Annotated in this window: 10 protein-coding genes; 5 read left to right on the top strand and 5 right to left on the bottom strand. The window is 64.9% G+C overall.

The genetic code is table 11. The features are described 5' to 3' along the window. Positions 1-31: 31 nt before the first annotated feature. The 3 genes from NXY83_RS09500 to NXY83_RS09490 all read left to right on the top strand — a co-directional run bounded on the left by NXY83_RS09500 (position 32) and on the right by NXY83_RS09490 (position 4537). A complete protein-coding gene (locus NXY83_RS09500; protein ID WP_258805842.1) occupies positions 32-2575 on the top strand; it encodes a DEAD/DEAH box helicase in 2544 nt (847 codons plus the stop codon). 50 nt (positions 2576-2625) lie between these two features. Then, positions 2626-3126, top strand: coding sequence for a GNAT family N-acetyltransferase (locus NXY83_RS09495; protein WP_258805841.1), 501 nt, complete (start codon positions 2626-2628; stop codon positions 3124-3126). A 103-nt stretch (positions 3127-3229) separates the two neighbouring features. Continuing rightward, a complete protein-coding gene (locus NXY83_RS09490) occupies positions 3230-4537 on the top strand; it encodes an alpha/beta hydrolase (protein WP_258806144.1) in 1308 nt (435 codons plus the stop codon). Here NXY83_RS09490 and NXY83_RS09485 read toward each other — a convergent pair. The 4 genes from NXY83_RS09485 to coaE all read right to left on the bottom strand — a co-directional run bounded on the left by NXY83_RS09485 (position 4523) and on the right by coaE (position 10632). Next, a complete protein-coding gene (locus NXY83_RS09485; protein WP_258805840.1) occupies positions 4523-5890 on the bottom strand; it encodes an MFS transporter in 1368 nt (455 codons plus the stop codon). The genes NXY83_RS09490 and NXY83_RS09485 overlap by 15 nt on opposite strands. 108 nt (positions 5891-5998) lie before the next feature. Then, positions 5999-7027, bottom strand: coding sequence for a TerC family protein (locus NXY83_RS09480; RefSeq protein ID WP_258805839.1), 1029 nt, complete (start codon positions 7025-7027; stop codon positions 5999-6001). Positions 7028-7243: 216 nt separating this feature from the next. Continuing rightward, the gene (gene uvrB / locus NXY83_RS09475; protein ID WP_258805838.1) at positions 7244-9340 is read right to left on the bottom strand and encodes an excinuclease ABC subunit UvrB; all 2097 of its coding nucleotides are present in this window, start codon (positions 9338-9340) and stop codon (positions 7244-7246) included. An 80-nt stretch (positions 9341-9420) separates the two neighbouring features. Next, positions 9421-10632: a dephospho-CoA kinase gene (gene coaE / locus NXY83_RS09470; protein ID WP_258805836.1), complete on the bottom strand. Its 1212-nt coding sequence runs from the start codon at positions 10630-10632 to the stop codon at positions 9421-9423. Positions 10633-10677: 45 nt separating this feature from the next. Between coaE and NXY83_RS09465 the strand changes: the two genes are divergently transcribed. Together NXY83_RS09465 and NXY83_RS09460 are read left to right on the top strand one after the other, a co-directional pair. Further along, positions 10678-11367 carry an IMPACT family protein gene (locus NXY83_RS09465; RefSeq protein ID WP_258805831.1) on the top strand — a complete coding sequence of 230 codons (690 nt, stop codon included), beginning with the start codon at positions 10678-10680 and terminating at the stop codon, positions 11365-11367. Next, on the top strand, positions 11351-11854 hold the full coding sequence (locus NXY83_RS09460; RefSeq protein ID WP_258805830.1) for a GNAT family N-acetyltransferase: 504 nt from the start codon (positions 11351-11353) through the stop codon (positions 11852-11854). Before NXY83_RS09465 ends, NXY83_RS09460 begins: the two co-directional genes overlap by 17 nt. A gap of 112 nt (positions 11855-11966) precedes the next feature. On the opposite strand, the gene rpsA is transcribed toward NXY83_RS09460, so the two are convergent. Further along, the gene (rpsA, locus tag NXY83_RS09455) at positions 11967-13442 is read right to left on the bottom strand and encodes a 30S ribosomal protein S1 (protein WP_258805829.1); all 1476 of its coding nucleotides are present in this window, start codon (positions 13440-13442) and stop codon (positions 11967-11969) included. Positions 13443-13622 lie beyond the last annotated feature (180 nt).

The raw sequence follows: 13622 nt of genomic DNA, 5'->3' as shown, positions 1-13622 counted from the left end.
CCGCCGCAACGTGGCACTAAGCTGGAAATCAATGAAACTCGTTGACCAGCTGACCGATCTGTCCGCCCCGAACCTGCACGCCGCCGTCGATCCTGATGACCTTTACACCCGCTTCGTCCAATGGACGGAAAGCCGGGGCCTGGCGCTGTATCCGGCGCAGGACGAAGCCATCATGGAACTGGCCACCGGGGCCAACGTCATCCTGGCCACCCCTACCGGCTCCGGAAAATCACTGGTAGCCATCGCCGCGCATTTCCAGGCCATGGCGCAGGGCAGGCGGAGCTACTACACGGCGCCCATCAAGGCACTGGTTTCGGAGAAATTCTTTGCCCTGTGCGAGATCTTCGGCGCTGAAAATGTGGGAATGATCACTGGTGATTCCGGGGTCAACCAGGACGCACCGATCATCTGCTGCACCGCGGAAATCCTGGCCAACACTGCCCTGCGTGAGGGGGCGGCAGCGGAGCTTGGCGCGGTGGTCATGGACGAGTTCCACTTTTACTCGGACCCGCAGCGTGGCTGGGCCTGGCAAGTGCCGCTGCTGGAGCTTCCGCAGGCCCAGTTCCTTCTGATGTCCGCCACGCTTGGCGACGTGACGAGGTTCGAAAAGGGGCTGACCGACCTGACGGGCCGGCCCACCACCACTGTGAGCTCCGCGGAACGGCCCATTCCGCTGCATTACTACTATCACGAGACCCCCGTCCACGAGACGCTGGAAGAACTTCTCTCCACCAGGCAGGTCCCGGTTTATGTGGTGCACTTCAGCCAGATTGAGGCGATCGACCGGGCCCAGACCCTGATGAGCATCAACGTCTGCACGCGGGAGGAGAAGGACAAAATTGCCGAGCTCATCGCAAACTTCCGGTTTGCCGCCGGCTTCGGCAAAACGCTCAACCGGCTGGTGCGCCACGGCATCGGCGTACACCACGCCGGCATGCTGCCCAAGTACCGGCGGCTGGTGGAGCAACTGGCCCAGGCGGGGCTGCTCAAGGTCATCTGCGGCACCGATACCCTTGGCGTGGGCATCAACGTCCCGATCCGTACAGTCCTGCTCACCGCGCTGAGCAAGTACGACGGCGTCCGCACCCGGTTGCTTAACTCCCGTGAGTTCCACCAGATAGCAGGGCGTGCCGGCCGCGCCGGCTACGACACCGCCGGCACTGTGGTGGTCCAGGCCCCCGAGCACGTGACGGAAAACGTCAAGGCGATGGCCAAGGCCGTTGCCAAATTCGGCGACGACCAGAAAAAGCTTCGCCAGGTGGTCAAGAAAAAGCCGCCGGAAGGTTTCGTTTCCTGGGGTGAGCCAACCTTCAAGCGGCTGGTCGAATCGGTGCCTGACCCGCTGAATTCAAGCTTCACGGTGACGCACGCCATGCTCATGAACCTGATGGAGCGGCCCGGGGACCCCTTTGCCGCGACACGCCGGCTCCTGACGGACAACCACGAGACCCGCTCCTCGCAGCTTCAGCTGATGAAGAAGGCACTGGGCATCTACCGGGAACTGCTCGCCGCGGAAGTGGTGGAACGGATACCTGAGGACCAGCAGGGGGCTGACCGGCGCACCGTGCGCCTGACGGTGCACCTGCAGCCGAACTTCGCGCTCAACCAGCCGCTCTCCCCCTTCGCGCTGGCCGCCCTGGAGCTCCTTGATCCGGAGTCGCCGTCGTACGCCCTGGACGTGGTGTCCGTGATCGAGGCGACGCTGGAGAAACCGCGCCAGATCCTCTCTGCCCAGCAGAAGAAGGCCCGCGGCGAAGCGGTGGCGGCCATGAAGGCCGACGGCATCGAGTATGAGCAGCGGATGGCCATGCTGGACGAAGTCACCTACCCCCAGCCTCTCGCTGGGATCCTTGGGGAGGCATTCGAGGTTTACCGGAAGGCTGCCCCGTGGGTGGGCGACTTCGAACTGGCGCCCAAGTCAGTGGTGCGGGATATGTACGAGCGTGCCATGAACTTCGGCGAGTTTGTGCAGTTCTACGGGCTGGCCCGTTCGGAGGGCATCGTGCTGCGGTACCTCGCGGACGCCTTCAAGGCGCTCCGGCAGACGGTGCCGCAGGACATGCTGCGCGAGGACCTCGAAGACCTCATCGCGTGGCTGGGCGAACTGGTGCGCCAGGTTGACTCCAGCCTCCTGGACGAGTGGGAGGAACTGACCTCCGGCGCAGCTCCCACCCCGCATGACGCCCCGCCGCCCCCGCCGCCGTCGCTCACCTCGAACATCCGCGCCTTCCGGGTCATGGTCCGGAACGAGATGTTCCGCCGGGTGGAACTGTTCGCGGATGAGGACGCTGCAGCTCTGGGCGAGCTTGACGGCGGCTCCGGCTGGGACCGCGACCGCTGGGAAGACGTCCTCGACGACTACTTCGACGAGCATGACGACATCGGAACCGGCCCCGACGCCCGCGGCCCTGGCCTGCTCATCATCACCGAGGAACCGGGTGCGTGGAAGGTACGACAGATCTTCGACGATCCGGCACGGAACCATGACTGGGGAATTTCCGCGGAGGTGGACCTGGCGGCGTCGGACGAGACCGGAACCGCCGTGGTCCGGGTGACCGGGGTCAACCGGCTCTGAACCACCCGAACCTGCAGGAAGGGAAACCCTCCCGGCGGTAAGCTCGAACAATGAGTGTAATCCGCCCCGCAACCGAGCAGGATGTGCCCGCGATCCTGAGGATGATCCACGAACTGGCGCATTACGAGAAGGAACCGGACGCTGTCCGCAACACCCCGGAAATGCTGCAGCAGGTCCTCTTCGGCGCTAACCCGCGCGTGTTCGCCGCGATGGCCGAGAACGAATCCGGCGACGTCCAGGGCTTCGCCCTGTGGTTCCTTAACTACTCCACTTGGGAGGGCGTGCACGGAATCTACCTGGAAGACCTCTACGTCAGTCCCGATTCCCGAGGCGAGGGCCATGGCAAGGCCCTCCTGCAGCACCTTGCCGGCATTGCGGTGGAGAACGGCTATGCGAGGGTGGAATGGAGCGTCCTGGACTGGAACGAGCCGTCCATCAACTTCTACCGGAGCCTGGGCGCCCGCCCCATGGAGGGTTGGTCCACCTTCCGGCTCACCGGGGAAGCCCTGGAACAGTTCGGCAGCGCTGTCCCTGCCGCTGCCAATGGCTGACGGCCGGCAGCCCGGCACCGTCAACGCCCTGACGCGCCTGTTCAGGCCCGGGCAGGAGTCCAGGGCCGGCCACGAGATCCGGGCGCGGCATGAGTTCCGTGGCATGAGGACGGTTGAGCATTACTTCACGGTGCCCTTGGACCATGCTGCCCGGACGGCATCATCGGTTCTTTCGGGCGCCGTGCCGTCCCCTGCCCCGGAGACCATCACCGTTTTTGCCCGCGAGTACGTTTCGGCGGCGCACAGCGAAGAGAAAGCCCAGGACCTTCCCTGGCTCCTGTTCCTCCAGGGCGGCCCGGGCGGCCGCGGCAACAGGTTCGGTTCCCTGGCGGGCGGCTGGAGCAAGGCTGCAGCGAAGGACTTCCGCATCCTGATGCTGGACCAGCGCGGAACCGGGCTGTCCACACCGGTTGACCGCAACACCCTGCCACTGCGTGGCTCGGCCGAAGACCAGGCCGCATACCTGGCACACTTCAGGGCTGACTCGATCGTGGCAGACGCCGAGCTGATCCGGAAGACGCTCGGGTCACCGCCCTGGAGCGTCTACGGCCAGAGCTACGGCGGTTTCTGCGCACTGACCTACCTTTCCTTCGCTCCGGAAGGACTCCGGGAGGTCCTCATCACCGGCGGCTTGGCGCCGCTCACCGGGCTGGCGGATGACGTCTACAGGGCCACTTACCAGAGCGTAGCTGCGCGGAACGCAGAGTACTTCAACTGGTACCCGGAGGACCGTGCCACGGTGGAGCGGATCGCCCGCCATCTGCGGAGCACTCGTGAATTCCTGCCCGACGGCGGGACCCTCACCGTGGAGCGCTTCCAGATGGCGGGGGCGTTCCTGGGCGGCAACACCAGGGTGGACAGCCTGCACTACCTTCTGGAGGATGCTTTTACCGAAACCGCGGCGGGTACGAGGCTCTCTGATCCGTTCCTTGAACAGATGCAGGGCATCGTCTCGCGCCGTTCCAACCCCTTGTACGCCCTCATGCACGAATCCATCTACGGCCAGGGCCAGGCTACAGACTGGTCAGCCTGGCGGGTGCTGGGCGAGTATCCGGAGTTCCGGCCGGATGCAGAACCCCTGTTGCTGACCGGTGAGATGGTGTACCCGTGGTACTTCGAGCAGGACCCCGCGCTGCAGCCCCTCCGCGAGGTTGCCGGGCTCCTGGCTTCAAAGCAGGACTGGAAGCCCCTCTACGACGTCAAGCAACTGGCCGCGAACAGGGTCCCCGTGGCAGCGGCCGTCTACTCGGACGATATCTATGTGGACCGAAAGCTGTCCCTTGAAACGGCGGCGGCAGTCCAGGGGCTGCAGGTCTGGGAAACGGGCGACTTCCATCACGACGGCATCGCCGACGACGGTGAGGGGATTTTCGCCCGGCTGCTGGGGATGGCCAGGTCAGGCCGCCGCTGATTCCCGCCGCCGTGCCATGAGCGTCAGGAAGGCCGCGGCCAGGACAACTGCACCCACTATGCCTCCCAGCATGTTCAGCCCCAGGTAGCCCGTCCAGCTGAGGACCAGCCCCGAGACTGCGCCGCCCACTGCCCCGGCGGCGCCCATCAACATGTCGGACACGCCCTGCACCACCACGCGTGACTCCTGCCCGACGCTCTCGGCCAGCAGTGTGGAACCTGACACCGTGGCAGCTGACCAGCCCATGCCCAGCAGCACCAGGCCGACTGCCACTGCCGTGGTGGAACCCTGGCCAAAGCCGGCAACAAGGACAGCGGTAATCAGCAGGGTGAAGCCGATCATGATGGTCTCCGTCCTGCCCGCCTCGTCCGTCAGCCAGCCCATGACCGGTGCCAGGGCGAACATGCCGGCAATGTGCAGCGAGATGGTGAAGCCGATGATCACCAGTACATCCCCCGAGGCCGTATGGCCGGCGTGTGCCGCCCCCGGGCCTTCCACCAGGTGCTGCAGGTGCAGGGGCGTCATGGACATCACGCCCACCATCACGGCGTGTGCCCCGACGACGGCCGCCACCGCCAGGAGGGCCGGCCGGGAGGCACCGATGGCACGCATTCCACGCGCCAGGGAACCGCCAGTCGGCGTGCCCGGGCCTTGCTCCGGTGCGCCGGGAAGGCCGCCCTGCCGGGGAAGGCCCAGGGCGGCACTTTCAGCCTGTGTGGCCAGTTCCCGCGCCATGAGGAGCGGGTCCGGCCGCAGGCCCACAAAAAGGAGGACGGTGGCCACCAGTAGCCCGGCCCCGGAGATCACGAACGGGCCCGCAACCGGCGGCAGCCCCAGTGCGGCGCCCACCAGTGTGCCGGGCTGGATCAGGTTGGGCCCGGCAACCGCACCGACTGTTACCGCCCAGACGACGGTGGACAGCGCCCTGCCCCGATGCTCGGGGTCGGCCAGGTCAACGGCCGCAAAGCGTGCCTGCAGGCTTGCCGCTGACCCCACGCCGATGCCGGCCGCACCCAGCACCAGCAGGAAGAAGAGTCCGGTGACCACCGCCAGGACCATCAGGACAGCACCCGCGAAGGCTGCGGACAGTCCAGTGACCTGGCTGATGCGGCGTCCCCTGCGGTCTGCCAGCGCTGCAAGCGGCAGTGCAGCCAGGGCAGCGCCGAGTGTCATGAGGGTAGCCACCGCTCCCGCCCAGGCGCTGGAGCCGGAGAGTTCCACGGCAAGGATCGAACCGATGGAAACTGTTGCTCCCGTTCCGATTCCGCCAAAGACCTGGGCCATGCCCAGCAGCATTACGGTACGCCGCTGCACCCGGCGCACGTCCTGTTCCGTGATCAAAGTGGGGGCCATGGAGTGAGCATAGTCCCCTTTCGCCCGGCTCCTGCAGGGGCAGGTTAAAGCCAACAATCCCGGCCGCGAATGCGGCCGGGATTGTTGGACGGGCAGGCCCGGGTGCCGTTACTCGGCGTCGCTGTGGCTCTTGCGGAAGTCTTCCTCCAGGCGGGGGTCGAGGTGGGCTTCCTTCGCCTTGGAGCTGACCAGGCTGGCAATCACGGCAATGATGATGGTGCCAACGATGACGGCCAGGGATACAAACGTGGGGATCTCCGGGGCCCATTCGATGTGCTGGCCGCCGTTAATGAAGGGCAGTTCGTTCACGTGCATGGCATGCAGGACCAGCTTGACGCCGATGAACGCCAGGATGAAGGACAGCGCGTGCTTCAGGTAGATCAGGCGGTTCATGAGGCCACCCAGCAGGAAGTACAGCTGGCGCAGGCCCATCAGGGCGAACAGGTTGGCCGTGAAGACGATGAACGGGCTCTGGGTCAGCCCGAAGATCGCGGGGATGGAGTCAACGGCGAACAGCAGGTCCGTCAGGCCGATGGTGATGAACACGATCAGCATGGGGGTGAAGACCTTCTTGCCGTCCACCGTGGTGCGCAGTTTGTTGCCGTCGAACTTCTCCGACATGGGAATGACCTTGCGGATCCGGGCGATGAGCGGGTTTTCCCGGTCTTCTTCGTCTTCGCCTTCATCCTGGGCCTGCTTCCACGCGGTCCACAGCAGGAAGGCGCCGAAGATGTAGAACACCCAGCTGAACTGCTCAATGACGATGGCGCCGAGCATGATGAAGATGCCGCGCAGGACCAGGGCGATGATGATGCCCACCATCAGCACTTCCTGCTGGTATTTCCGGGGCACCGAGAACCGGGCCATGATGATGATGAAGACAAACAGGTTGTCGATGCTGAGGCTGTATTCCGTGACCCAGCCGGCCACGAACTGTCCACCGTATTCAGGCCCGGTGAAGGCGAACATGGCGCCTGCGAACACAAGGGCGAGGGTGACGTAGAAGGCCACCCACAGGCCGGCCTCCTTCATCGAGGGTTCGTGGGGGCGGCGCACCACCAGGAGCAGGTCGATCAGGAGGATCAGGCCGAGGACGACAAAAGAGCCGACCTCGAACCACACGGGCAAATCGAGCACAGGGTAGCCTTTCGCAGGGTACAAGGATGCGGTGTAAGTCTCTCCGGCCTGCCTGTGCACTTGGTGCTGATGTGGCGGCCCGCTACGCCCGGCGGGGCAACTATGCCCTGCGTGTTGACGATCGTAGCGCTCGGGATACTCCCCTACGTGACGTTAACTGTACCCTAGCCGGAAGTGCCGCCATGCGCGGGACCGTCACATGCCGCCGGACGGTGCTCAGGCGTGGCCGGCTGCCTGCATCTGGCGCAGTTCCTTTTTGAGTTCGCTGACCTCGTCCCGGATCCGGGCCGCCACTTCGAACTGAAGTTCGGCGGCAGCGCCGTGCATCTGCTCGGTGAGCTGTTCGATCAGGCCCACCAGGTCCTCCGCGGGAGCAGCGGCCAGGCCGTCAGAGCGCACCTGGGCGGCAGCCTTAGCCGCGGGCTTCCGCTTGCCACCCTTGGCCAGGCGGTTGTTGTTGAGCAGTTCCTGGGTGTCGGCGTCTTCCTTGGCCAGTTGGTCGGTGATGTCGGCGATTTTCTTCCGCAGCGGTTGGGGGTCCACACCGTGCTTGGTGTTGTAGGCGACCTGGATGGCGCGGCGCCGGTTGGTCTCGTCGATGGCGTGCGCCATCGAATCCGTGATGCGGTCCGCGTACATGTGCACCTGCCCGGAGACGTTGCGGGCAGCGCGGCCGATGGTCTGGATCAGTGACGTGGAGGAGCGCAGGAAGCCCTCCTTGTCCGCGTCCAGGATGCTCACCAGGGACACTTCGGGGAGGTCGAGGCCTTCGCGGAGGAGGTTGATGCCCACCAGTACGTCGAAACTGCCCATCCGCAGTTCGCGCAGCAGTTCCACGCGCCGGAGGGTATCGACGTCCGAGTGCAGGTACTCCACTTTGATGCCGTGGCCCAGGAGGTAGTCCGTGAGGTCCTCGGCCATGCGCTTCGTCAGGGTAGTGACCAGGATGCGCTCGTTCTTTGCCGTACGGGTCTTAATCTCCCCCAGCAGGTCATCAATCTGGCCCTTGGTGGGCTTGACCACCACCTCAGGATCGACAAGCCCGGTAGGCCGAATGATCTGCTGGACGAAACCGTCAGCCTTGCCAAGTTCGTACTTCCCGGGCGTGGCGGACAGGTAGACGGTCTGGCCAATGCGCTGGAGGAATTCGTCCCACTTGAGTGGCCTGTTGTCCATCGCCGAGGGCAGGCGGAAGCCAAAGTCCACCAGGTTCCGCTTTCGGGACATGTCCCCTTCATACATGGCGCCGATTTGCGGGATGGTCACGTGGGATTCGTCCACCACCAGCAGGAAGTCGTCCGGGAAATAGTCGAGGAGGCAGTGCGGAGCTGTTCCCGGGCCGCGGCCGTCAATGTGCGAGGAGTAGTTCTCAATACCGTTGCAGAAGCCCATCTGCTGCATCATTTCGAGGTCATAGTTGGTCCGCATCCGCAGCCGCTGCGCTTCCACCAGCTTGTTCTGGCTTTCCAGTACCTTCAGCCGGTCCGCAAGCTCGTCCTCGATACGCTTGATGGCCCTGGACATCCGTTCGGGCCCGGCCACGTAGTGGGAGGCAGGGAAAACATACATTTCCTCTTCGTCCCGGATCACCTCTCCGGTCAGCGGGTGAAGCGTGTGGATGTTCTCGATTTCGTCACCGAAGAACTCAATCCGGATGGCCAGTTCCTCGTACATCGGGATGATTTCCACGGTGTCCCCGCGGACCCGGAAGGTGCCCCGGTGGAAGTCCATGTCATTGCGCGCGTATTGCATGGAGACGAACTTCCGGAGGAGGTCGTCCCGGTTCATTTCCTGGCCCTTGCGGAGGGTAACCATCCCGGCGATGTACTCTTCCGGGGTGCCCAGGCCGTAAATGCAGGAAACGGTAGCCACGACGATCACGTCCCGACGGGTCAGAAGGGCGTTGGTGGCGGAGTGGCGGAGCCTTTCAACTTCCTCATTGATGGAGGAGTCCTTTTCAATGAAGGTGTCCGTCTGCGCCACGTACGCTTCGGGCTGGTAGTAGTCGTAGTAGGAGACGAAGTACTCCACCGCGTTGTTGGGCAGGAGCTCGCGGAATTCGTTGGCCAGCTGCGCCGCGAGGGTCTTGTTCTGCACCATCACCAGGGTTGGGCGCTGGACCTGCTCGATCAACCAGGCCGTGGTGGCGCTCTTACCGGTACCGGTGGCGCCGAGCAGCACCACGTCCTTTTCGCCGTTCTTAATCCGCTGCGTCAGTTCTGCGATGGCGGCAGGCTGGTCACCCGCGGGCTTGAATTCGCTGATGACCTCGAAAGGCGCTACAACACGGTTGATATCCTGCGCAAGGCTCATGGATCTAATCTACAACCGGGCACTGACACTGGTGGGCGAGTCCGTTACAGGCGAACAGCCGCCGGGTCCACGGACCGGCCTCAGGACCCGTACGACGGCGGGGCCCACCCGGCGTCCTCGGCCCAAGCAGACATTCGCGGCCACGCAACATCCGTAAACCATGGTTCCTTGGCCTCGGCATACGCCCTGGTGCTGACCGAGCCGGCAAAGCGGCCCGCAAGATCTGCCTTATGCGCTGCGTAGAGTCGGAGCGCGGACGGATTTTCCCGCAGCCAGTCCCGGAACATCAGGGCGTAACGCCATCCGGGCGAGCCGGCAACACGGACGTGGATGTTGACCGGACGGCCGGGGTCGGCGTTGGCGTGGAACCGTTTCTGCCACTGCCGGGGATCCGCCCCGGTTGGTTTGGGCGTATCGGACCCGGCGTCGGGCACCAGCGGGAATCCGGCTTCAGCCAGCAGTGGAGCGATACTGTCTGCAACTTCCAGGCCGGATACCGCAACCTGCAGGTCGATAACGTCCTTCGCGGCCAGCCCGGGGACAGACGTGGAGCCGATGTGGTCCACAGCCAGGATCAGCCCGGGGGCCGCTGTCAACAGCCTTGCCGCGATCCTGGCAGCCTGCTTCGGCCATTCCTCCCTGTACGGTTCCAGGACGGGCCCGCCGTTCCTCGCCGCGCGGATCCCTGCCGCCAGGTTCCGGGCAAACGGTCCAAGCCGCGCATCCCAGAGTTCGTCCACCTGCTTCACCAGGTCCTCCATGCTGCCGGAGTTATCGAGGACGACATCGGCCGCGGCCAAACGCTCCTCCCGCGACGCCTGGGCCGCCATCCGGGAACGGGCTGCATCGGCGGTCATGCCCCGGCGCTCCAGCATCCGCTGCACCCGCACGTCGTAGGGGGCATCCACCACGACAACCAGGTGGAAGTCACTCCCCTGGCCTGTTTCCACGAGCAGCGGAATGTCCTGGACCACCACGGCATCACCGGCGGCAGCCACGATGGCTGCGGCACGCGCACGGACCAGAGGGTGGACTATCCCGTTCAGGATGCCAAGCCGTTCCGGATTGCCGAAAACCACTTCGCCGAGGCGTGCGCGGTCCAGCCGTCCGTCATCGCCCAGCATCCCGGACCCGAACTCGGCCACAATGCGGCGCAGGCCCTCTGTACCGGGCTCCACCACCTCCCGGGCCAGCGCGTCGGCGTCAACCAGCACTGCGCCGCGTTTCCTGAGCTGCGCGGCCACCACAGACTTCCCCGAGGCGATTCCGCCCGTCAAACCGATCTTCAGCACCCTCCCACACTAATCCCCACCGGCACCCGAACTAGACTTGGGCGGATGCAAGAGCTGGAAAGCAGGACCACCGCCTACACCACCCTGCCCGCAGGGCAGGACTTCCGACACGAGCTTGAAGTGAAGCGCTCCCGGTTCATTACCGTCCTGAGGCGCACAGGCACCGAAGAGGACGCCCGTGGCCTGGTGGCGTCGCTCCGCCGCGAATTCCACGATGCCCGGCACCACTGTTCCGCCTTCATCATCGGACCCGACCGGGATGTGCAGCGTTCCAGTGACGATGGCGAACCGTCCGGAACGGCCGGCCTCCCCATGCTCGAGGCCCTTGCCAAGAGGGAGACCGCGCCCGGCGTGGCAGACCTGAGCGACGTAAGCGCCGTCGTCGTCCGCTACTTTGGCGGGGTGCTGCTGGGGGCTGGAGGCCTGGTCCGCGCCTACTCCGAATCTGTCTCCTCAGCGCTTGCGCTGGCTCCCATGGTGCGGCGCGGCCGGCTTCGCATCTGCTCCACGGCAGTGGCACCGGGGGCAGCCGGCAGGCTCGAAAACGACCTGAGGGCGGCCGGGTTTGTGATGGGCGAAACAAGCTACGGCAACCAGGAGACTGTCCTGCGCGTGGCGCTGGCGGACGACCCGGCTTCCATTGAGGCCGCCGCCGAGCGTCTCCGGTCCATGACTGCCGGATCCGCCATGCTCACCCGGGAGGGTACGGAGTGGGTGGATGTCCCAGTCCCCTGATGTTTCCCTGGTGGATGTGGATGACGCCGTCCTGGAATCCCTGCTGGCACTGGCAAAGCGCGACGCATCCCCCGACGAGGTTGCCCCGCCGCTGGGCGGGGCCGGCTGGAATCCCGAACGCACCGCCTGGTTCCGCAGCTACCACCGCGCCGCTGCGGACGGCCTCGCTGGGGCGGCCGGAGAGAAGACCTGGGGCGTTCTCTGCGGCGGCGACCTCGCCGGGTCCGTGCGGCTCCGCCGCGTTGCCGACGCCGGCAGCGGGACTGTGGCGGAAACGGGCATCTGGCTCGGCAGGAGCTTCCGGTCCCGGGGAATAGGAACTGCTGCACTGCGCCTGGTCCTCGCCGAGGCGCGCCGGGCCGGGCTGACGCGGGTGGTGGCCCGTACGCTGGCTGACAACCTGGGCGCACGGCGACTGCTGGCCGGGCTTGGTGCCCACCTGACGCCCGACGACGACGGCACGGTTGGCGCCGTCGTCGAACTTTAAGGCACACGTACCGAAGCGGGTCCCGTCAACCATTGACCGTTAACGCAACAGGCCCCCTGCTTTCGCAGGGGGCCTGTTGCGTTGGCACCGGAAACCCCGGCGCCGGTGGCAATTAGTTGCCGGTCAGCTTCTCACGCAGGGCGGCAAGAGCCTCATCCGAAGCCAGGGTGCCGGCACCGGTGTCGGTGACAGCAGGCTCGGAGGAGTAGCTGGTGGTGCCGGAGTCGCCCTCACCGGACGTTGCAGCTGCAGCGTCATCGGCAGCGTGCTGGGCAACCTGCTTCTTGTGGGCTTCCCAACGGGTCTGGGCGTCAGCGTACTGCTGCTCCCAGGCGGCGCGCTGGTTCTCGTAGCCTTCAAGCCACTCGTTGGACTCGGGATCGAAGCCCTCGGGGTACTTGTAGTTGCCCTCTTCGTCGTACTCTGCGGCCATGCCGTACAGAGCGGGATCGAACTCGGTGCTGTCGGCGTCGACGCCCTCGTTGGCCTGCTTGAGGGACAGCGAGATACGGCGGCGCTCAAGGTCGATGTCGATGACCTTGACGAACAGCTCGTCACCAACGGAGACAACCTGCTCAGCCAGTTCAACGTGGCGCACAGCGAGCTCCGAGATGTGAACGAGGCCTTCGATGCCGTCTTCGACGCGGACAAACGCACCGAACGGAACCAGCTTGGTGACCTTACCCGGAACAACCTGGCCGAGGGCGTGGGTGCGGGCGAAGGTCTGCCACGGATCTTCCTGCGTAGCCTTGAGCGACAGGGAAACGCGCTCGCGGTCCAGGTCGACCTCGAGAACCTCGACGGTGACTTCCTGGCCAACCTCGACAACCTCGGACGGGTGGTCGATGTGCTTCCAGGACAGCTCGGAAACGTGAACCAGGCCGTCTACGCCGCCCAGGTCCACGAAGGCACCGAAGTTGACGATGGAGGAAACAACGCCGGGACGGACCTGGCCCTTTTCCAGCTTGTTGAGGAAGGTGGAGCGGACCTCGGACTGGGTCTGCTCGAGCCATGCACGGCGGGACAGGACCACGTTGTTGCGGTTCTTGTCCAGCTCGATGATCTTGGCTTCGATCTGCTGGCCGATGTACGGAGCCAGGTCGCGCACACGGCGCATCTCGACGAGGGATGCGGGCAGGAAGCCGCGCAGGCCGATGTCGAGGATAAGACCACCCTTGACAACCTCGATGACGGTACCGGTGACAACCCCGTCTTCTTCCTTGACCTTCTCGATGTCGCCCCAGGCGCGCTCGTACTGAGCACGCTTCTTGGAGAGGATCAGACGGCCTTCTTTGTCTTCCTTGGTGAGCACCAGGGCTTCGACCTGATCGCCGACGGAGACGACGTCTCCGGGATCAACGTCGTGCTTGATGGACAGCTCGCGGGAGGGGATGACACCTTCGGTCTTGTAACCGATGTCGAGCAGGACTTCATCGCGGTCGACCTTGACGACGGTACCTTCGACGAGGTCTCCGTCGTTGAAGTACTTGATGGTGGCGTCGACAGCTGCGAGGAAGTCCTCAGCGGTACCGATGTCGTTAATCGCGACTACGGGGGTACCGGGCTTCTCGGTGGAGGTGATGGTCATGTAGTAGGGGCTCCGTTGTGGATAGTTAGTCGGTCAGGCAAACCAGTGCGCCCGCGTTATGGAACGCAGGCGCGATTCGCGGTGAATCCGACGGATCCTCCGGGGTCATCCTGATTTTGTGGATTTTAGAGAACGTGCACGTGGTACACGCCCGTTTATTCTAGTCGTAGCCCGCAACAG

Origin of the sequence: Pseudarthrobacter sp. NS4 (assembly GCF_024758005.1) — a bacterium.
Taxonomy (GTDB): Bacteria; Actinomycetota; Actinomycetes; order Actinomycetales; family Micrococcaceae; genus Arthrobacter.
This window is presented reverse-complemented; position numbering and strand designations above follow the sequence as displayed.